The 20375-nt window shown below is 40.6% G+C and carries 18 protein-coding genes; 13 read left to right on the plus strand and 5 right to left on the minus strand.

Annotated features, from left to right (window positions below):
- The first annotated feature begins 141 nt into the window (after positions 1 to 141).
- Entirely contained in the window at positions 142 to 1206 is a 1065-nt protein-coding gene (locus tag Q4591_RS07545) for a 3-deoxy-7-phosphoheptulonate synthase (protein WP_102436529.1), read from the plus strand.
- 78 nt (positions 1207 to 1284) lie between these two features.
- On the opposite strand, the gene Q4591_RS07550 is transcribed toward Q4591_RS07545, so the two are convergent.
- Complete coding sequence (locus Q4591_RS07550; protein WP_303460318.1) at positions 1285 to 2565, minus strand: HD-GYP domain-containing protein; 1281 nt, start codon at positions 2563 to 2565, stop codon at positions 1285 to 1287.
- A gap of 287 nt (positions 2566 to 2852) precedes the next feature.
- Here Q4591_RS07550 and Q4591_RS07555 point away from each other — a divergent pair, with 287 nt between their 5' ends.
- The 9 genes from Q4591_RS07555 (at position 2853) to Q4591_RS07595 (ending at position 12147) form a co-directional block, all read left to right on the plus strand.
- Positions 2853 to 3932, plus strand: a complete 1080-nt coding sequence (locus tag Q4591_RS07555; RefSeq protein WP_102476250.1) for a TonB family protein — start codon at positions 2853 to 2855, stop codon at positions 3930 to 3932.
- Between the two features lie 364 nt (positions 3933 to 4296).
- The gene (locus Q4591_RS07560) at positions 4297 to 4908 is read left to right on the plus strand and encodes a histidine phosphatase family protein (protein WP_198589282.1); all 612 of its coding nucleotides are present in this window, start codon (positions 4297 to 4299) and stop codon (positions 4906 to 4908) included.
- Positions 4909 to 5113: 205 nt separating this feature from the next.
- On the plus strand, positions 5114 to 5548 hold the full coding sequence (locus tag Q4591_RS07565) for an acyl-CoA thioesterase (RefSeq protein ID WP_102438169.1): 435 nt from the start codon (positions 5114 to 5116) through the stop codon (positions 5546 to 5548).
- A 288-nt stretch (positions 5549 to 5836) separates the two neighbouring features.
- The gene (locus Q4591_RS07570; RefSeq protein WP_076537614.1) at positions 5837 to 6499 is read left to right on the plus strand and encodes a response regulator transcription factor; all 663 of its coding nucleotides are present in this window, start codon (positions 5837 to 5839) and stop codon (positions 6497 to 6499) included.
- The gene (locus Q4591_RS07575) at positions 6469 to 7110 is read left to right on the plus strand and encodes a DUF938 domain-containing protein (protein ID WP_102438171.1); all 642 of its coding nucleotides are present in this window, start codon (positions 6469 to 6471) and stop codon (positions 7108 to 7110) included. The genes Q4591_RS07570 and Q4591_RS07575 overlap by 31 nt, the downstream gene beginning before the upstream one ends.
- Positions 7111 to 7299: 189 nt before the next feature.
- Positions 7300 to 8145, plus strand: a complete 846-nt coding sequence (locus tag Q4591_RS07580) for a D-hexose-6-phosphate mutarotase (protein ID WP_102438173.1) — start codon at positions 7300 to 7302, stop codon at positions 8143 to 8145.
- A gap of 205 nt (positions 8146 to 8350) precedes the next feature.
- On the plus strand, positions 8351 to 11587 hold the full coding sequence (locus tag Q4591_RS07585; RefSeq protein ID WP_303460323.1) for a YdbH domain-containing protein: 3237 nt from the start codon (positions 8351 to 8353) through the stop codon (positions 11585 to 11587).
- A gap of 27 nt (positions 11588 to 11614) precedes the next feature.
- On the plus strand, positions 11615 to 11797 hold the full coding sequence (locus Q4591_RS07590; RefSeq protein WP_241901002.1) for a YnbE family lipoprotein: 183 nt from the start codon (positions 11615 to 11617) through the stop codon (positions 11795 to 11797).
- Positions 11798 to 11814: 17 nt separating this feature from the next.
- On the plus strand, positions 11815 to 12147 hold the full coding sequence (locus tag Q4591_RS07595; RefSeq protein ID WP_102476248.1) for a YdbL family protein: 333 nt from the start codon (positions 11815 to 11817) through the stop codon (positions 12145 to 12147).
- Between the two features lie 156 nt (positions 12148 to 12303).
- Here the strand turns inward: Q4591_RS07595 and Q4591_RS07600 are convergent, their stop codons facing one another.
- The 3 genes from Q4591_RS07600 to Q4591_RS07610 all read right to left on the minus strand — a co-directional run bounded on the left by Q4591_RS07600 (position 12304) and on the right by Q4591_RS07610 (position 15482).
- Positions 12304 to 12711, minus strand: a complete 408-nt coding sequence (locus Q4591_RS07600; protein WP_102438181.1) for a hypothetical protein — start codon at positions 12709 to 12711, stop codon at positions 12304 to 12306.
- 13 nt (positions 12712 to 12724) lie between these two features.
- The gene (locus Q4591_RS07605) at positions 12725 to 13363 is read right to left on the minus strand and encodes a GNAT family N-acetyltransferase (RefSeq protein ID WP_102438183.1); all 639 of its coding nucleotides are present in this window, start codon (positions 13361 to 13363) and stop codon (positions 12725 to 12727) included.
- 223 nt (positions 13364 to 13586) lie between these two features.
- Positions 13587 to 15482 carry a choice-of-anchor I family protein gene (locus Q4591_RS07610; protein WP_303460326.1) on the minus strand — a complete coding sequence of 632 codons (1896 nt, stop codon included), beginning with the start codon at positions 15480 to 15482 and terminating at the stop codon, positions 13587 to 13589.
- 264 nt (positions 15483 to 15746) lie between these two features.
- On the opposite strand from Q4591_RS07610, the gene Q4591_RS07615 reads away from it, so the two are divergent.
- Positions 15747 to 16958, plus strand: a complete 1212-nt coding sequence (locus Q4591_RS07615; RefSeq protein WP_303460328.1) for a multidrug effflux MFS transporter — start codon at positions 15747 to 15749, stop codon at positions 16956 to 16958.
- Positions 16959 to 17011: 53 nt separating this feature from the next.
- Here Q4591_RS07615 and Q4591_RS07620 read toward each other — a convergent pair whose 3' ends face one another.
- Complete coding sequence (locus Q4591_RS07620; protein ID WP_303460331.1) at positions 17012 to 17617, minus strand: LysE family translocator; 606 nt, start codon at positions 17615 to 17617, stop codon at positions 17012 to 17014.
- Between the two features lie 411 nt (positions 17618 to 18028).
- Between Q4591_RS07620 and Q4591_RS07625 the strand changes: the two genes are divergently transcribed.
- Positions 18029 to 19747 (plus strand): acetolactate synthase 3 large subunit, encoded by a 1719-nt coding sequence (locus Q4591_RS07625; RefSeq protein WP_303460334.1) that lies wholly within the window; start codon positions 18029 to 18031, stop codon positions 19745 to 19747.
- The gene (gene ilvN, locus Q4591_RS07630; RefSeq protein ID WP_076537586.1) at positions 19747 to 20241 is read left to right on the plus strand and encodes an acetolactate synthase small subunit; all 495 of its coding nucleotides are present in this window, start codon (positions 19747 to 19749) and stop codon (positions 20239 to 20241) included. The genes Q4591_RS07625 and ilvN overlap by 1 nt, the downstream gene beginning before the upstream one ends.
- Positions 20242 to 20375: the final 134 nt, after the last annotated feature.

The raw sequence follows: 20375 nt of genomic DNA on the forward strand, positions 1-20375 counted from the left end.
TAACATTTTCGGCTAACTTATGTGAATAAAATGATATCAGTTCAAAAACCTGCATGATTTGTCCGTGTCTAACGCCTGCTAATTAGTTATAATCTCGAGCAATATGATGTTAATTCATCGCAAACATGCTCGGTAAAGTGAATGACTATTAAAACAGACGAACTACGTACATCCCTTTTATGTAAGGTTATTTCTCCTGCGCAACTCGCATCTGAATACCCACTGACGCAAGATGCTGCCGATTATTTAGTTGAGCAACGTCATGAAGTTGAAGCCATTATTGCTGGCGAAGATCAACGTTTATTGGTCATCATTGGTCCTTGTTCAATACATGACACCGAAGCCGCTTTAGATTACGCCCAGCGGTTAGCCAAACTTCACCATGAGTTAAAAGACGACTTATGCATTGTGATGCGGGTTTATTTTGAAAAGCCGCGTACTATTGTTGGCTGGAAAGGATTAATCTCAGACCCTGATCTTGATGGTAGTTTTAGCCCAAACAAAGGCTTACGTATGGCGCGTCATTTACTTCAGCAAATCACTGAATTAAAACTGCCTATTGCCACTGAGTTTTTAGATATGGTCAATGGTCAATATATTGCCGATTTAATTACCTGGGGCGCTATTGGTGCCCGCACCACTGAAAGCCAAATTCACCGTGAGATGGCGTCGGCTTTATCTTGCCCTGTTGGCTTTAAAAACGGTACTGACGGCAACATTAATATTGCAGTCGATGCTGTTCGCGCCGCCCAAGTACCACATATATTCTATTCACCAGATAAAGATGGTGCTATGGCAGTTTATCGTACACACGGTAACCCGTATGGCCATATCATTTTACGTGGTGGTAAAACCCCGAACTATTCAGCCGAAGATGTTGAAATCGTCCGCGCCCAGCTCGAAACCGTTGGCGTAACCCAACGTATGGTGGTTGATTTTAGCCATGGTAATAGTGAGAAAAAACATAAAAACCAGCTAAAAGTTGCTGATAGCATCATGGCGCAAATGCGCGCTGGCAGCACTGCGGTTGCAGGGATTATGGCAGAAAGCTTTATGATTGAAGGCAACCAGAAAGTCGTTGAAGGCCAGCCATTAACATACGGTCAAAGTATCACTGATGCTTGCCTGCATTGGGAAGACTCAGAAAAATTATTACGTGATTTAGCCCAAGCCTCTAAAGAACGTAAAGCACTTTTAGCCAAATAACGGCTCAAGTATTAACTTATAAAAAAGCCAGTTAGGGTAACCTAACTGGCTTTTTTATCGCTTTAACTTGTACTGACGTTAACTCACTTTTTGTGCCGACGGCTCCACTGCTTGTAAACAAGGAACATTGGTATAAGCGGGATCGTCATCTAATGAGCTTAATGATAATTGCTGAAATTGTTCATGTACGCTCATAAAGCTCTCAACCAACCTTGGATCAAAATGTTTGCCCTTTCCTGCAACTATCACTCTTACCGCTTCATAATGACTAAAGGGCTTTTTGTAACACCGTGGTGAAGTCAGCGCATCGTACACATCCACTAGCGCGACTATTCTTGCAGACAATGGGATCTCGAGACCTTTTAGCCCTTTAGGGTAACCACTGCCATCCCACTTTTCATGATGCCCACCAGCAATATCACGGCCCATTTTTATAAAACTGCATTGAGGCGCAAATTCAATTAGAGAATCTAACACTTCTGCGCCAATCACTGGATGAGCTTTAATATTTTCAAACTCTTCAGGGGTTAGTCGACCCGGTTTTAATAAAATAGCATCGGCAATCCCCACTTTACCAATATCATGTAATACAGCTGACAGAGTTATTTCTTCTACAAATGAGCCAGTTAACTCATTAGGCGCATCTTTGTCTAACCCTCTTTGGCTTGCCAATAACGCGGCATAGTGCTGCATACGTAATAAATGAGCGCCTGTTTCATTGTCGCGATATTCTGCCAATTTGGCTAAACCAATCACAGTTGCTCTTCTTGAAGTTAATGTTGACTGTAACGAACTGAATAATTTTTCTAATAAATAACTGACAGAAAGCGTAAGAATGGCATTAGCTGCCACAAAATTAATGCATACAACCGCCCAAATAATACTGTTGTAGCCTTCAATACTCGGCCAAGGCAACCAATTATAATGACCGCAAATACCGACAATAACTAACGACATGGCATTGAGTATTTGCGCCCAATAACTGGCATTACGACCTAATAACACCCCTGTTAATGGAGGAAAAAGAAATAACCAGAAAAAACCGGCACCACTTGGGCCTATCGCCAGTAAGAAGCCTGTTCCAATCATATAGGCAAGTAAGCAACCAATGATGAATCGCAGTCTATTTGCTAAGTTGTTTTTATAAATAATCAGCAATAAGGTGGCATAAACCACTGTATTAAAGATCGCCATCGGCCATAAGCCTTGAACAATACACAAATAAACACTAGTAAAGTAAACGGGAATACAAAGGAAGGCTAACGTGGTAAATATCCGGTCAAATACCACTTTACGCCAAATGCATAATGATTCATTTGATGCGGTGAGCTCTCTTAACAAGCCTGCAAATGGTGACATACTTCATCCTTGAATCGTTCATTGGAACAACCAACCTTGCCTTTTTAAAACAAAAATATGATGCTTTAAGCTTTAAGTATTGTAGAGATAGCGGGAATAGCAACATAAATTGCCGATAAAAACCTGTTACCTATAAATAGATTTGCCGCCACAGCCTTAAACAATTATTGCCCCATGAGCTCAATGTTTTTGCCGCTAACAGCTTGCAAGTTTGACTCAGGTAAAAAAAACTGCCAGCTTAAAGGAAAATATCAAGCACAAAATATTGATTATTTAAAAGGATTTACATGAAATCATCATCATCTCTTAAAACCATAGCTGTACTTGTTAGTAGCTTACTTTTGCCTGTGACATCTTTGGCTGCTAACAGCGATTTTAATACTGCATTTAAAGATTATAATTTAGCATTAGAAAATAATGATGCGGTGTTAGAACTACAATATGCCCGGTTAGCGTTTGATTTAGGTAAGCTCAAATTTGGCGAGGATAATATTAATAGCGCTAATTTAGCCTTAAATTTAGCTACTGCGTTAACTAAAAACGCGCAAAAATCACAAGCAATGACTTTTTACCAATTGGCCTTAGATATTTATCGTACCAATGGTGACGCCATTGACGATATAGAATTAATTGATCCACTCACCTTACTGGCCGATGCCACTACAAATAACAAACAAGCAAGATCTTTACTCAATGAAGCAATAAATATTAGTGAAGACTCTGGCAATCCACTATTACATGCTAAAACCTTGATGCTGGCATTTAAACGCTTGGTGAATACTGAGTTTTATACTTCTAGAGTTAAGCAATTTCTAATTGATGCTGAAACGATATACGTGCAGCATTTACCGGCTAATTCTGCAGATAGAGTCGATGCTACCTATCTGCTCGGCTCAGTATTACTTTGGGAAAAACAATACTCTGAAGCTGAAACTAAACTTTTACAAGCCATTAAAGAGTACAGCGTGCTCGATTATGACCATCCCTTCCAGTTAAGTGCTCACGCTAAATTAGTTGAAATTTACAGCTTGCAAGATGAGCCAACCAAGGCTACCGAGCATTGCGTAGCCATTGGAAATATGACGCCATGGGAAGCTAATCAAGAGCAAACACCACTATTTAGATCTAACCCTAATTATCCCAGATCAAAGCTGATTCAACGAAAAGAAGGCTTAGTTCAATTGTCATTAACGATTGATAAAAATGGCTTTGTCACCAATCCTAAAGTGATAAAATCCAAAGGTGGGAAATCCTTTGAAATAGAAGCATTAAAAGCACTTGAGAAATGGCGTTATGCGCCAAAATTTGTTGATGGCAAACCCGTTGAAGCAGAAACCACCCTGCAACTAGATTTTTCCATCGGATAAATTATTGGACATTCTACTGTTCTTTAAAGTCAGCCATCGCTAGCCACTTGAGTTATTTATCTAGGCTAAGACAGTAATAATAGTCTCGTTAATTGCTGTCCTAGTCTAATGTTAAGTGACTAAAGTTAAGTGCCTCATGTTACTTTACTAAGGTTAAGTGCCTCATGTTACTTTACTAAAGTTAAGTGACTCATGTTACTTTACTAAAGTTAAGTGACTCATGTTACTTTACTAAGGTAAAGTGACTCATGTTATTTGACTAATGTAAGGTGACTCATGTTACTTGACTAAGGTTAAGTGACTAATATTAAGCGACTCTCGTTAATTACTTAATCAACAACTCCCCCCGAAAAGCGATAATAAAATGATGAGCTACCCTTCAGTAAAAATTATATTTCAGTTAAGCATCATATCGATAATTTTCATTGGATTAAGTTCGCCAATTCTCGCCACAGCCAATGAAAAAAACGCCGCAGTAAATAGCCATAATACTCCTGCTATGTCTAACGCTAGCGCATCAACGTCCCATAAAACCAGCACCATTTTTTTGGTTCGCCATGGTGAAAAACAAACTGGTGAAGATCCACAATTAACAGAACAAGGTAAAAATCGCGCCCTTGCTTTAGCGAATACCTTATCAGCAATTAAGCTTGATGCCGTTTATAGCACTCAATACCAGCGCACAGAGCAAACAGCGCTGCCAACAGCTAACTCACAATACCTCAAAATCAGTTACTATAATCCCAGAGAGTTAGCTGAATTTGCCAGCCAATTACAGCTTAATAGTGGCGCTAAGGTATTAGTGGTTGGACACAGCAATACCACCCCTAAACTGGTGAATTTACTGGGCGGCGAACCCGGCACTGAGATTAATGAAAAATCTGAATTTGACCGTTTATATATAGTAACGATATTTGCCCCAAGCAGTTCAGAAAAACCAGCAGCGCAGGTTAGTACCACATTGCTAAAGTATTAGCCTACTAAAGACCTGTGTTATTGGCCTTGTTGATTTAACCTAAAACAAGTTAGAGGCTCATGAAACTTGTGCATATTATTATAATTAAACTTTGCTAATCTAAGGCTACTACTCCCTCGCACAGCTACCCTTTATTCCCGCTTAAACGTATAATCGCGCCACCTTGGCGAAGCCGCCACATAAAAGCATAATATTAGGTCGTTATATGCCCTCCACTAGTCAAACAGAAATCACATCACAGCTTAGTTTTCATGAAGATGTCGCTAAGCGAATCGAACAATCAGAGTCGCGAGTGATTAAAGCAATTTTCCCTTCCAATACCAACCATCACAACACCCTTTTTGGTGGCGATGCATTGGCGTGGATGGATGAAACCGCCTTTATTGCGGCCACCCGTTTTTGCCGTAAGTCTTTAGTTACTGTTAGTTCTGATCGCATTGATTTTAAAAAAGCGATACCGGCAGGTAGCTTAGCTGAGTTAATTGCCCGCGTTATCCACGTCGGTAACACATCAATTAAAGTTGAAGTGAATATATTCCTTGAAGATATGTATCAAGACAAGCGTGAGCATGCCATACGCGGGGTATTTACATTCGTCGCCGTTGATGAGCAGCGCGCTCCAACTCAAGTGTGGCCATAAACTCAAATTGCTATAAAAAACTGCCCATCATAAATCGTGATTGACCCTATTCAATGGCGAGTTGCTTATCAAAAAGCAGGTTTAAGTAACGGAATGACTCTTTCGCTCCGTTACTTTCTGTTTTTACGTACAATCATGCCTTTAACCCATAAGCTTATTAGACAAAAGTCTAAAATAATGAGTTAAATTGTTCGTTTGCCGCTTTGTATTTGATAAACCCTAGAATTTTATCTTACTTATCTGTTACATTAAATCTTCTTCACGTGCAAACAAGACTATTAAAAAGCCATGAAGCTACATAACTTAAATATAATTATTGCCGATGACCATCCATTATTTCGAAATGCATTAAGACAAGCGTTAAGTAATGCCTTTCAAGGTACCAATTGGTTTGAAGCAGACAGTGCTGAAGCGCTGCAACATATACTTGATGATAAAGCCAGTGAGCTTGACCTCATTTTACTTGATCTTCAAATGCCGGGATCCCATGGGTACTCTACGCTAATACATTTACGTGGCCATTACCCTGACATTCCTGTGGTGGTGATTTCAGCTCACGAAGATATCCAAACCATCAGTCGTGCTATTCATTACGGTAGCTCAGGCTTTATTCCTAAGTCGGCATCTATGGATACCCTTAAAGAAGCCCTTGATGGCGTTCTTCAAGGAGATATTTGGCTGCCTAAAGGAACTGAAGTACTCCCCGTTTCTGATGATCCTTCAAGCCAAATGGCCAGTAAGCTTTCAGACTTAACCCCGCAGCAATATCGGGTATTGCAAATGTTTGCAGAAGGCTTACTCAATAAGCAAATCGCCTATGACTTTGGTGTATCTGAAGCAACAATTAAGGCCCATGCCACAGCAATATTTCGTAAACTCGGGGTGAGAAACCGCACCCAAGCAGTTATCGCATTGCAGCAATTAGAAATGGAAAAGGTCGACCTATCTTAAGCGAACTCTCTCAACTGCCGTTTTCCCAAGCTTGTGAAAATAATAAAAAACCGATTTTAACTGAGTTAAAGTCGGTTTTTTCAAGTTCAACACAAGTATTAGAAATCGGCAGTGGTACTGGTCAGCATTGTGTTTATTTTGCTAAACATTTACCTCACTTAATCTGGCAAGCTAGCGATCAAAGTGATTACTTAGCCCAGCTTAATAGCCGCATCCACATTGAAGGTCCTGAAAACCTACTAGCCGCAATCGAACTTGATGTCACCAAGGCTTGGCCAAGTGCACAAATTGCGACAAACATTGATGGTTTATTTAGCGCCAATACTCTTCACATTATGAGCGAATCTATGGTAGTCGCCTTTTTTGAAGGCTTAGGGCAATATCTTAATTTACATGCTAATGTCGCAATTTATGGGCCGTTTAATTATCAAGGTCAATTTAGTAGCGACAGTAATGCGCAATTTGATATGTGGCTTAAGCAAAATAACCCTCAAAGCGGTATTAGAGATATAGAGTGGATAACATCACTTGCAAGCGATCAAGGCCTAAGCTTACAAGCCGACACCTCAATGCCGGCCAATAATCGCTTATTACATTTCAGCCGCAGCTAAATTAAATGATTATATTAAAGCACATCTCTTAATACTTAATCTCGGCAACATTAGCATTATTGCTTATCGCTTTTGCCGAACACTAAAACCATAAAATCAAAGCCCAAATAGCTTAAGTTATGTCGCAAAACTTTGTAAGCTAGAGCTTAGTTATTTCTCTAACGATATCTACAACAAGGAACACGCATTATGGGTTCGGTTACCACTAAAAAACACCCAAACGGTTTGGAATTTGTCGAAGTTAATACCCCACTTTGTCAGGCACGTATATTTCATCAAGGGGCTCAAATAGATTTTTTCCAGCCCAAAGATAAAGCGCCTTTGTTATGGGTCTCTGATGCTGATGATTATCAGCCGGGTAACGGTATTCGCGGCGGCATTCCAATATGTTGGCCATGGTTTGGTGCCAGTGACATTGAAGGTTTCCCGCAGCATGGTTTTGCCCGCACCAGTTTATGGTCTTTAGCATCCGTTAAAATGCGCAATCAAATTGTTGATTTAGTGTTTACCTTGAAAGTTTCAGCCGAGCAGCAACAGTATTGGCCACATGATACTGAGGTAAGTGTATTATTTTCACTGTCTGAAACGTTAACTGTCAGCATAGTGAATAAAAACAATGCTGATTACCCAATTAACTTTACCCAAGCATTGCACAGTTATTTTCCTATTGAGGATATTCATCAACTTAAAGCCTCAGGCTTTAAAGATTCCAAATACATAGAATTTGCCAAAGGCCCTTTTGCCCAAGAGTCTGACGACGTGTTATTTGACCGTGAAACTGACCGAGTTTATACAGGTTTAGCACAAACCCAGGTACTGCATACTGCAGCTGGTGATATTGAAGTCAGCCGTGAAAACAGCCAGTCTGCGGTGTTATGGAATCCGTGGATTGATAAGTCCCAGCGTTTATCTCGCTTTAATGATAATGACTATCTCACTATGGTTTGCCTTGAAGCGGCTAACGTATTAGAAGATGAAGTTCACTTGCAAGCAGGTGAAAGTCATACCCTCACAACCCACATTCGCTGGCGATAAGCATAATTTGCATCAGTTATTTCCCTGTTAATAGCACAGCTTAACCTGCTGTTGTTAACAGGGTGATATCAGCGAGTAAACTGCTGTGATAAACTAGCTTACAATCAATATCTTAAAAGACTACTCAGCCCAAATGACAGTTCGCCTTTTTACTGTTAAACGATTCTTTATCCTATGCTTTTTTACCATTGCATTAGGCTTGCTTGTGCTGCAACAAAATTTTCGCCCTATCGCCTTAAAAGTACTTAACACCCTCACCTCGGCTTATGATATTCAGGTTAAAGATCTCGCGGTTAGCTTTGATACTGTTAATAAACTCAATTTTAAATTTATCTCCCTTGAGTATGAAGATAGTGTAATTAGCTTACACAATGCCGAGCTAAGATTAGTCGATGGCTATGGCGCATTAAAAAACATGGCTCTGACAATACAAGATTTTGAGGCTGTTACAGTAGAAAGAATTGATGTTAACTTAGGTTATTCATTTCTTAAGCGCCGTTTTGTGGGTAAAGATAACCAAGCAACAACTGACGCTGATGTCGGCCTGAGTATCAATCATTTGCCGTTCATTGAGCTGGCTAAGATAAATATTTACTGGGCTGATGATAAAGACTTAACTCAGCCGTTAATCGAGGCGCATAATTTAAGCCTTGCTGCCAGTGGTCAAAATCAAAACATAGCAGTTAATCAAACAAGTCGTAAAAAAAGCGCTGCTACATCTTTTGCTACTTCAACTTCAACAATACTGACAGGTAAGCTGTTGCTTATGCAGCAAGAGTTTATTGATATTGCGCTAAGCCTAAATCCACGTGAGTGGCAGCTTAATTCCGATGTCGATATCAATAAAGTGCTCCAAAGCCTGCAATTGCTGGAACAGTCAGTGACTCAGAGAATAACGGCCACCACGAATACAGATGAACAGCAGGGATTACAACTATTATCCCAAGCTTTAGCCCCTGTAATAACGCCTATTTCAGCGGCAAATTATCAATTTAATGGCAACTGGTTAGGGCAAACACGATTAGATTTACCAAGTGGGTCAATCAGCAGTCATCACGAAATTAGCAATATTGAAATCGCGCCAACTGCTGACAATAACGTTAATAGTACTATTAGCTTTAAACCTGAAATGCCCATCAGCCTCGAGGTTAATTATCAGCCACAAGATACACATAATGCTAATCAGCGGGTATCAATTTCTTTAGCGCCGTTTTCGTGGCAGCAATCCACCAGCCCAAAGGCGCTTATAAAACTCAGCGGTTACTTAAATGATATTCAAGGTAATCGTGCAGATAGCGTTGCCAACGTAAATCAAAAAGTCGAAGATCGCCAAAATCTCGAAAAAAACCAAAGTGAGAACAATATACAGTCATTACTGACTCAAGTTGCTAAGCTTAGCGCCGAGACAAATACAGGATTACCTAAGGGTGACGCCACTATTGACTGGTCTTTGGCGTTTAACTCACCGACTTACATGGATATCACACTGGCTAACGATAGCCCAAACTCAAATAGCCATTATGATTTACATATAGCTTCATTCAATGCACAAATAGCCCATCCACTGCTTACTACTCAGCTCATTTTTACTGATAACAGCGCCGCTATTGCTAATGAAAATTACCAAGTAAAAAGCGCAATAAATGTTGATATCAACCAAGTTAAACCAATTGATTTAAGTCACTTAGATAATGTCGACAGTACTTTAATTATTGATGGCGCAAGCTTAACAGGCCAATTAGCTGTTGAGCATCAGCTAAGTCAAAATCACCCCACAACCAAAGTTAGCCTCAAACAAAACGCTCAATTACAGCTTAGTGATTTAAGCTTAATATCTGCCAACAAACTTATCGCCTTTGAGGGACTGAACTGGCAACAACAAGGGGCTAGCGAGCTTAGTTCAACCATTGACGGCAGCCAAATAAAGCTCAATGACTTCTCATTCGGATTTGATAAGTTTCATCTTCAAGATCTAAGCACGGCAACTGATACGATTAACGCCAAAGAATCGCTTGAAATACATTTAGGCCAATTTGCTGTTGATGCTAAACAAGCAATTGAGTTATTTATGCCAGCGACGTTACCCGTGGATGAATTAACCTCAAAGCTCTTACCTTCAAGTATGAACCAGCCTAAGAATCTAGCTAGTAACAATTCAACTAATGACATCAAAAGCCAACCAAGCTTACTTACGTCATTATTAAATCAGCGCAATAGCAGTGATTTAATCTGGCAATTAAACGATATCCGCATCGATAAATTGATCCCGACTAAATCAAAACTGCGCCGCTATCCACTACTGCGATTAGACAGCTTAACCCTTGAACAAAACCTGCAGTTACACAGCCAGCTGCTCACAGGTAAAGAGCTTTGGCAACTTGATGAGCTAGCACTATCGAGCTACCACCTACTGCAACTACCTAAAAATAATAACCCTTTATCATTAGCCGGTCAGTGGCACACTGACTCTGATTTAGCCCCTCTGCTTGGAGTGTTAGCGCAAACTCAAATGCTGCCGAGTGATTTATCCATTGCAGGCCATAATAAATTGGATGCTGGTTTTGCCCTTGTTGAAAGCCAAGGGGTATCCTTATTTGAAATGAAATTTACTCAGTCACTCTCTGATGTTGAGGCGCAGTACAACGAAATGTTTTTTGATAATGGCAGTATCAATGCCCAATGCCAATTTAACTGGCAACAAGCCCATAGCTCACAATTATTAACAAAAACCTACAGCCAAAGTCGATTATTGTGTCAACAAACTGAGCTAAACATTGCTAACGCCTATGTCGGCATAAACTTAGATGAACTCAATCTCAAAGCCGATATTTCATTAGGTAAAAATGAGCAAATACCTGCCAAAAACTGGTTACAAGAAATCACAGGTTTAAGTGATACAGACGTCAACTTAACAGCACGGGGCAATTTACTGGATGGCGAGTTTTTAATACCTGAGTTTTTTTTAAAATTACACGATAAGTCAGAAGGCTATTTGATGCTTAACGGCATTAGTTTACAAACCTTACTGGCAGCACAGCCTCAAGTAGGCGTATATGCCGATGGGATCTTTGACGGAGTCTTACCCGCGACTTTAGTTGATGGAAAAATTAATATTGCCGGAGGCCATTTAGCCGCCCGAGCCCCTGGCGGCTTAATCAAAGTCTCTAATAACCCAGCACTTGAGCAAGTGAAAGCAAGCCAACCTCATTTAGAGATAGTGGCGCAAGCATTAGAACACTTGCAGTATTCCGAGCTAATAAGCACACTTGATATGCAACAAAATGGCGATGCCCAATTAGCCGTTCAAGTAAAAGGACAAAGCAAAGATATTGAACGACCTATTCATTTGAACTACTCTCATGAAGAGAACCTATTTCAATTATACAAAAGCACGCAGATTGGTAACCAACTGCAAAATGATATTGAACGTTCCGTGAAGTAAAAGGACACCTTTGTGAACACTCAGTCGATTTACCGAATATTTCTTATTGCCGCATCTGTACTGCTGATAGGCGCCTGTACCCCAACCGTTAAAATTGAGCCACCAGATAAGCCTATTGTCATTAATCTTAATGTAAAAATTGAGCATGAAATCATTATAAAAATCGATAAAGAGCTCGATATTCTTTTAGAAGATGATGAGCTGTTTTAATCAATAAGGAAGCAATAATGAACACAAAAATCATGGCTTTAGTTTTAACGTTACTTCTAGGGTTAACACTGAGTTCAAATGTAGCTGCGTTGACATTGCAACAAGCTAAAGACCAAGGATTAGTTGGTGAGCAAACTAATGGTTATCTTGGTTTGGTGGTCAATGATAACGACGCAAAAACATTAATAACTGAGGTAAATAGTAAGCGAAAGCTACATTATCAAAAAATTGCCAAAAAGAATAAATTATCCACTGAAGATGTCGCTGCAAGAGCTGCGCAAAAAGCCATTGCCGCAGCTAGAAAAAGTCATTTTATCCAAACAGCTAAAGGGAAATGGACCCAAAAATAAATGACTAAATACCGATTTCAGTCGATCGATTATGGCTTGGAGCTTGGTATGAGAATTAACTGCATGAGGGATAATTGCATTATATGTACTAGCTCAGACTTTAACAAAACTAACGCGCCTTGGTTTAAAATACCTTGGCGCGCCGCAAACTTAAAATTACATAGTCACCATTGCCCAGTAATCGAGACGCGCCTTAGGATCTAACACCGCTTTTTTACACACTTCTTTGTATTTATTCATTAACGGACCTAAGCCGCTTTGGCCTTGTAAACTGGCAAGCTGCTGGTTTTTCGCTTCTGTGACCGCTTTAGCCGCCTTTTCGGCACTTAAGTAGCCCGCGGCTAATTTTTCAGCTTCAACTGCTGATGTTTTCAATCTTTCACCAACCGGTTTCATCTGCGGCGCATTCATACCCATAATCATGCTAGAGCTAATTTGATAATATGCGGCACATTGGACTAATTCATTAGTAAATGCGGCTTCAGCTTTATCTTGCGCCTGTACGCTTAAGCTAGTGGCAACTAACGTGATCGCAGCGGCGAACTGATATCCTTTTTTAAACATACTGTATCCTTTCTTAGTAATTAATTTCTGAGTGCGCAATGCTATTGCTAAATTGTTGTTGGTAATGAGCTAAACGATGCTTTAAATGCTGCTTAACCGTTGGCCATTCTGAATCAATAATGGAGTAAACAACTGTGTCTCTGACTGTGCCATCTTTCAAAAGTTTATGGTTTCTTAACACCCCATCTTGCTTAGCCCCAAGACGCGTAATTGCCTGCCTTGATGCTTGATTGTGCCAATGGGTGCGAAATTCCACCGCCATGACATCCAAGGTTGAAAACGCATAATCGAGTAATAACAATTTGGTTTCGGTGTTAACACCGGTGCGCTGGGCACGTTTTGCATACCAAGTGTAGCCAATTTCTAAGCGACGATTAGGTTGATCCCATTGGCAGATACGGGTGCTACCGATCACCTCACCTGAGGTTTTGTCCCGCACGGCAAAAGCCAATGCTTCGCCAAGTTGTTCTTGGGCTATGGCTTTTTCAACATAAGCTTTCATATCATTGGCATGGGGAACCGAGGTATACCAAAGCTCCCATAAGTTGCCATCAGCAGCTGCAAGACTTAGCGCTGGCACATGCTCGAGTGTTAACGGCTCTAAAATGACATGTTCACCCATTAAAAAAGTATGACTGTCTGCGTATGCCATTGAGTGCTCCTAGGTAAATAGTTAACTTGATCAAACAATGACAGAATACATGATCTAGATCAGAATAAAATCACCTTTTTGCTATTAAAAACAACAATAATGTCTTGTCTCATACGAACCAAAAAACCAAAAAGACCAATATCAATTGATATTGGTCTTTGGAGTAAGTGTTCTGAGTCAAGATTGCTGCTCGAGTGTAACGATGGATTTAGCTTATTTTGTGCTAATTAAAACTTATTTGATAAACACTGGTGCTGCCGCTTACTTCATTGCCAATAATTAATAATGGCAAACCTGTAGGGCTATCCTCAGCTAGAATAAATTTCATCCCTTCTGGGCCTAAATCACCCACAAGCTCAGGTTGCCCACTCATGGTTTCGCCGTCTATTTCAAAGTCGATATCAAAATCACGGTTCACCACATAGTCAATAAAACTGACGTCAAAAGGATTAGTAATATCGTAAATCATTATCCCAGATGTACGCTCTAAGCCGATGAAAGCATAATTTTTATCACCGATTCTACCTATCGCTAGCGCTTCAGGCTCAGGACCTTTATCATCACTGCGACTATCGCCTTTGCTTTCTTCATTATGATTGTTGAAGTTTTCACCTAGCACTGCTGCGGTAATCCTCTCAAAGTCATTACCACTATCAAAGACTAATTGACCAGCATGACTCCAGATAGAAAATGAGCGGCCACCATAAGATACAATTCTATCAAAATCGCCGTCATTATCATCATCACCCATGCTAGTGGTAACCTTTAATCGGCCTAATTGAGTTTTATCTTGGGCGGCTAATATTTGCGGGTGGCTTGAGTCTAAAATCAAATCATCGGCGCGGGCTTCTTCAGAAAAACCATCATAATCACGAGCATCACCTTCATTGGCTGTGACAATAAAGTCTTGTCCATGCCATTGATAACTGGCGATAGTGTCAGGCTGATACATCCCATAGACACCAGCATAATTAACGATATTAATGGCATCATCTTTGTCGCTGGCATCAAGCTCATTACCTGCTTTACCGTAATCTTTAAGGCCTAAAGCATTAATGGCTTCGACGGTATTATTCTCTAAGTTAATCACTGCGATAGCATTGTTTTCTTGTAAGCTGACATAAGCAAACTGATTATCTTTGGACACTGCAATATACTCAGGCTCAAGATCCTGTGAAACTGAAGCGTTTGGTCCATTAATCTTAATCATATTACTAAGCTCATTATGGCGAGCTTCACCTAGATTAAATTCATTAAAATCAATCAAAGTAGCAGTATCTGCTGGCAGACCATCGGTAATCTCTATCAACGCAATAGTACCTTCTGGATCAACGCTATAATCAGAGTTTGGCTCACCTTCATTTGCTATAACCAGTTTGGCACCATCATGGGTAAAAACCACATTATCCGGTAATGCCCCTACTTCTACGGCCTTAATAAATTCAGGCTCTGCAGTGGCTGATAATTGATAAAATGCAACGATACCATTGCCTTGGGTCGCATTGCCGGCACTATCAGCTCTCTCAACGGCGGCGGCTAATAAGTCGCCATAAATACTGACACTGTTGACGCTGCCTAAATCATTAATTTCAGCATCTTCAGCAACGTTTACACTTAAGGTTTTAGTGAGGTTGTTTAATGTTATCGCCGTTATGTCATCTGAATTAACCCTTGCTAACGAAGATAAGTCTAGGACATCTAACATGCCACTTTGTGCATTAACTACATATACGCTGTTGCTAGCCTGATGAAAGTCAACAATTTCTGCTGCGCTTTGGCCATAAATTCCTGATTCATAACGACCGATTAGCCCTAACTGCAATTGACCTTGAGCTTCAGCACATAGTATTTGAGTTTGGCCAGCAAGCACTTCATCTGTGTCTAAAACACCATTTATGTTTACATCAATCCCCGTGTCGATCTGTTGACCACCAAATGGACACTGGCTATTGCCAGCAGTTAATTCAGTGATTGAGATTAACGAGCTTAAACCATTCGTACCATCAACACCTTGAACGCCATTAAGACCATCATCACCATTACAGCCTGCTAGCAGCATCATTGACATTACTGTGGTTAACGGCAAAAATGTGGTTAACGGAAAAATTTTCGTTTTCATGCTTTAGTCTCTATTAAGTAATTGTTGCAAAGTTGGGCGCTAAGCTACTCAAGTTCGATGACACTAAAACGACAACAATGTTACTTTAATGTTAAGCCTCAACAGTCTGATTTAGTAAAGATTAAAATACACTTAATTCCTGATATTTTTCGATGCTGATCACCTTTTTCATGGTAAAATTTTGCCAGAATTTCGTACTCTCTTTCCTATAAAATTCTTCGATGTGATCCTATTTTATGTCTATCCAATGAGGTTTTTGTCAGCATGTCTTCTAACTCTCCTTCTGTGACCTCGGCGCAGAACTCCCCAAACCTTGCCATGCTTATTCCGATGCTGGCTGCGATTGTGGCCATCACCCCATTAGCCATCGATATGTATTTACCAGCAATGTCTGCCATTGCTGACAGCTATTCAACCCATGTCACCACAGTGCAGCAATCGTTAAGTATTTACCTTGCGGGCTACGCGCTAGGGATGCTCACTTTTGGCCCGCTTGCTGATCGCTTTGGCCGTAGACCCTTGGTCATTTTTGGCTTAAGTGGGTTTACCTTAATCAGTTTCTTTATTTCTATCACCGCTAATATTGAGTTATTTTTAGCGCTGCGTTTTTCCCAAGCATTTATTGGCGCAGCTGCCACGGTTGTGGTACCTGGTTATATTAAGGAAGTTTATGGTGACAATACTGCCAAAGGAATGTCTTACGTCAGCTTAATAATGATGTTAGCGCCGTTACTTGCGCCCAGTGTAGGCAGTTTAATTTTAGAAGTGGGTGAATGGCCGTTAATCTTTTTAAGCCAAAGTTGTTATGCTATATTTTTGCTTTTGTTGGTTATTTTTAAATTAAAAATGCCCAGCGACAAAGCAAAAGATGCCCGCAGTAATAAGTCTTTTTTAAACGCCTATAAAACCGTGCTGAGCCGCCAAGGTGTGAAACTCAATATTAGTTGCGGAGTACTGACTTCCTTTGCGTTTTTCTGTTATTTAACAGCTTCGCCTTTCATTTATATGGAAGTCTTTGATTTAGATAAAACCTTATTTTCAATATTATTCAGTACTAATGTCGGCGCTCTGATGTTGGCGAACATTTTAAACTCTCGAATTGTCGGGCGTTTTGGCTCAAACAGAATGCTGTTTGCTGCAACCGTGTTTGCCACCTTAGCAGCCGCAGGTTTGTTGCTGGTGAATCTTTTAGGCTTGAGTTACCACTTTACTGTCGCCATGCTGATCCCATTAATGGGCTGTTTAGGAGTGATGTCAGTTAATGCCGATGCCATTGTGTTGATGAAATTTAAACAAGAAACCGGTACTGCAACGGCTGTAATTGGCACTCTGAGATTTGGCTTTGGCTCATTAGCTGGCCCTTTATTGGCTTTCTTTTATACTGGCACCGCAGTGCCATTTTCGGCGATGATGCTGTTATCAGTGATAGCCGTGATGGGTTGCTTATTGTTCCAACGCACCCAGCCAAGAAACTAATCATCTAGCTGCTTGAACTTGTGATAAAACGGCTCATAAAGAGCCGTTTAAATTCACACTAACACCATAGGTAATGTGCTTAGTAACATCGTTGCCATCAACCAATTAAAATTTCGCTGACGAATAGGTGTGTTTAACTTCTGACTGATAGAAGAGCCTATCAGTACCCAAAGCAATGACATTGGTAGCCCTACAATATTGAATACCAGCACCCCACCAATTGCCGTTGTCCAATATAAATCACCACTAATAGTAAATGCGCTTAATAAGCTAATTGAAGCCATCCATGTTTTAGGGTTTATCCATTGGATAAAGGCCGCTTCAACTAAGGTTATCGGCTTAGCCCTTTCGCTGGCTTGATTGCGTCCATGTTGCGTGGCTATTTTGACCGCGAGATAGATCAAATAGCCAATGGATGCATATTTTAACATCTGATGCAGTAGCGGCCATGACTCAAATAAAGACCCTAACCCCAATAACACAGCCACATGTAAACTGGTTTGGCCTACACGGATCCCAATCATATGCGGCACTGTTTGTTTAACACCAAAATTAGCACCAGAGTTAGCCAATAGCACATTATTAGGACCGGGTGTGCCCGTCATGGTCGCGCAAAATAGTGCGGCCGATAACATCAACATGACAACAGATGGGTCCATATATTTCCTATTTAAACATTTTAATAAAGTCGCCTTAAACTCAGCAAATACCTGTCCGAAAAACAACACGATACAAGCAAGCGTAATATACTCGGTTTAATTCAAGTTTCTGCAGTTTTCACGCTTTTTAATTAATTTAAAACGCCTAATTGTCATTTATCTTAAACAATCATGAAATACTTTCACCTAAATTACTTTATTTCAACAAGACACTTGTATCGTGCTCAAAAATAAATATGATGAAGGTATCTTGGAAATCAGCAAGATACATATTTAGTCAAATTATCTGAGGCGGTTTTCTACTGCGTAGATAAGCGAGTTCGAATTACCGTTCGGGCTTATTTTTAGAACGATTACCGTCGTTGTAGCAAGATACTGTTTACCATAACGGTAACTTAAGAGGATTTAGCAATGGAAAAATTATCCGGCGCCAGCATGATAGTGCGCTCGTTAATCGATGAAGGCGTAAAACACATTTTCGGCTACCCAGGTGGCTCAGTACTCGACATCTACGATGCGCTGCACAAAGATTCTGGCGTAGAGCATATCCTAGTAAGACATGAACAAGCAGCTGTGCATATGGCTGATGGTTATGCCCGCGCCACCGGTGATGTGGGTGTCGTACTGGTAACCTCTGGTCCTGGTGCTACTAACGCCATTACCGGTATTGCTACCGCCTACATGGACTCTATTCCTTTAGTGGTTTTATCAGGCCAAGTTCCGAGTAATTTGATTGGTAATGATGCTTTCCAAGAATGTGACATGATTGGGATCTCACGCCCTATTGTCAAACATAGCTTTTTAGTTAAAGATCCCCGTGAAATCCCCGAAATCATCAAAAAAGCTTTTTATATTGCAGCAACCGGTAGACCTGGCCCTGTCGTAGTTGATTTACCAAAAGATTGCTTAAACCCTGAAGTCCTGCACGAATACATTTACCCTGAAAGCGTTAATATGCGCTCTTACAATCCGACAACCGCAGGCCACAAAGGTCAGATACGCCGTGGATTACAAGCGCTGTTATCGGCTAAAAAACCTGTGTTATATGTGGGCGGCGGCGCTATTATTTCAGGTTGCGACCAACAAATTATTCGCCTAGCTGCAAAGCTCAATATTCCAGTCATTAATACCTTAATGGGCTTAGGCGCATTCCCTGGCACTCACCCACAATGCTTAGGTATGTTAGGCATGCACGGTTTATATGAAGCTAATATGGCGATGCACAACTGTGACTTAATTTTTGGTATTGGGGTGCGTTTTGATGACCGTACCACCAATAATGTAGAAAAATATTGCCCTAATGCCACCATTTTGCATATCGATATTGATCCGGCATCTATTTCTAAAACCATACGAGTGGATATACCGATTGTTGGCTCTGCTGAAAATATCCTCGATAGCATGTTAGCTTTACTTGATGACACCGAAAAAACCAACGACAGCGAAGCGCTTGATGCTTGGTGGGTTGAGATTAATCAATGGCGCGAAAAAGATTGTTTAGCCTATGACAAATCAAGTAATCGCATAAAGCCACAGCAAGTGATCGAAACACTGCATAAATTAACCAATGGCGATGCCTACGTCACCTCTGATGTGGGTCAGCACCAAATGTTTGCCGCGCTTTACTATCCATTTGATAAGCCACGCCGTTGGATTAACTCAGGTGGGCTTGGCACCATGGGCTTTGGTTTACCTGCAGCCATGGGCGTAAAAATGGCGATGCCAGATGAAACCGTAGTGTGTGTTACGGGTGATGGTTCAATCCAAATGAATATTCAAGAACTTTCAACTGCGCTGCAATATGACACCCCAGTAAAAATCATTAATTTGAATAACCGTTTCTTAGGTATGGTTAAGCAATGGCAAGACATGATTTATTCAGGTCGTCATTCACACTCTTATATGGATTCAGTGCCTAATTTTGCCAAAATCGCTGAAGCTTATGGCCATGTTGGCATGACGATTAGTGATCCTAACGAATTAGAGTCAAAGTTAGCTGAAGCATTGGCAATGAAAGACAAGTTAGTCTTTGTTGATATTAGCGTTGATGAAACAGAGCATGTTTATCCAATGTTGATCCGTGGAGAAGCAATGAAAGATATGTGGTTAAGTAAAACGGAGAGAAGCTAATGCGTCGTATTATTTCTGTATTATTAGAAAACCAACCAGGGGCATTGTCTCGTGTGGTTGGACTGTTTTCTCAGCGTGGCTACAACATCGAAAGCTTAACCGTTGCGCCAACAGAAGACACCACCCTGTCACGCCTTAATATTACGGTGAATGCTGAAGCTGATGTTCACGAACAAATTGAAAAGCAACTTCATAAGTTAATTGATATTTTAAAAGTCTCTAACATAACTGAAAATGCCCATATTGAGCGAGAACTGGCATTGGTCAAAGTTAAAGCCCAAGGAGAGATGCGTGAAGAAGTCAAACGCACTGCTGATATCTTCCGTGGTCAAATAGTGGATGTCACCGCCAGCTTGTATACCATTCAAATGGCCGGTACCAGCGAAAAAATAGATGCCTTCATCAGCGCGCTTGCTGAAGTCACAAAGGTGATTGAAGTTTCTCGCTCAGGCGTTGTAGGTCTTGCCCGTGGCGAGAAAGTCATGAAAGCATAGCAGTTCACTTTTTACATGGCTAGTAACAAGTCTATGCTTAAAAAAGTGTCACAATAAAGGGAGCTGATTAGCTCCCTTTATTATGCTCATTATTGACCCCTCCTGAGATAACCTGTTTTTGAGGCTAATTGATT

The organism is Shewanella sp. 3_MG-2023 (assembly GCF_030548765.1).
Classification (GTDB): domain Bacteria; phylum Pseudomonadota; class Gammaproteobacteria; order Enterobacterales; family Shewanellaceae; genus Shewanella.

Coding starts and splice junctions, on each gene's coding strand:
- Q4591_RS07545 (WP_102436529.1), top strand. CDS start 142: ATGACTATTAAAACAGACGAACTACGTACATCCCTTTTATGTAAGGTT.
- Q4591_RS07550 (WP_303460318.1), bottom strand. CDS start 2,565: ATGTCACCATTTGCAGGCTTGTTAAGAGAGCTCACCGCATCAAATGAA.
- Q4591_RS07555 (WP_102476250.1), top strand. CDS start 2,853: ATGAAATCATCATCATCTCTTAAAACCATAGCTGTACTTGTTAGTAGC.
- Q4591_RS07560 (WP_198589282.1), top strand. CDS start 4,297: ATGATGAGCTACCCTTCAGTAAAAATTATATTTCAGTTAAGCATCATA.
- Q4591_RS07565 (WP_102438169.1), top strand. CDS start 5,114: ATGCCCTCCACTAGTCAAACAGAAATCACATCACAGCTTAGTTTTCAT.
- Q4591_RS07570 (WP_076537614.1), top strand. CDS start 5,837: ATGAAGCTACATAACTTAAATATAATTATTGCCGATGACCATCCATTA.
- Q4591_RS07580 (WP_102438173.1), top strand. CDS start 7,300: ATGGGTTCGGTTACCACTAAAAAACACCCAAACGGTTTGGAATTTGTC.
- Q4591_RS07595 (WP_102476248.1), top strand. CDS start 11,815: ATGAACACAAAAATCATGGCTTTAGTTTTAACGTTACTTCTAGGGTTA.
- Q4591_RS07600 (WP_102438181.1), bottom strand. CDS start 12,711: ATGTTTAAAAAAGGATATCAGTTCGCCGCTGCGATCACGTTAGTTGCC.
- Q4591_RS07605 (WP_102438183.1), bottom strand. CDS start 13,363: ATGGCATACGCAGACAGTCATACTTTTTTAATGGGTGAACATGTCATT.
- Q4591_RS07610 (WP_303460326.1), bottom strand. CDS start 15,482: ATGAAAACGAAAATTTTTCCGTTAACCACATTTTTGCCGTTAACCACA.
- Q4591_RS07615 (WP_303460328.1), top strand. CDS start 15,747: ATGTCTTCTAACTCTCCTTCTGTGACCTCGGCGCAGAACTCCCCAAAC.
- Q4591_RS07620 (WP_303460331.1), bottom strand. CDS start 17,617: ATGGACCCATCTGTTGTCATGTTGATGTTATCGGCCGCACTATTTTGC.
- Q4591_RS07625 (WP_303460334.1), top strand. CDS start 18,029: ATGGAAAAATTATCCGGCGCCAGCATGATAGTGCGCTCGTTAATCGAT.
- ilvN (WP_076537586.1), top strand. CDS start 19,747: ATGCGTCGTATTATTTCTGTATTATTAGAAAACCAACCAGGGGCATTG.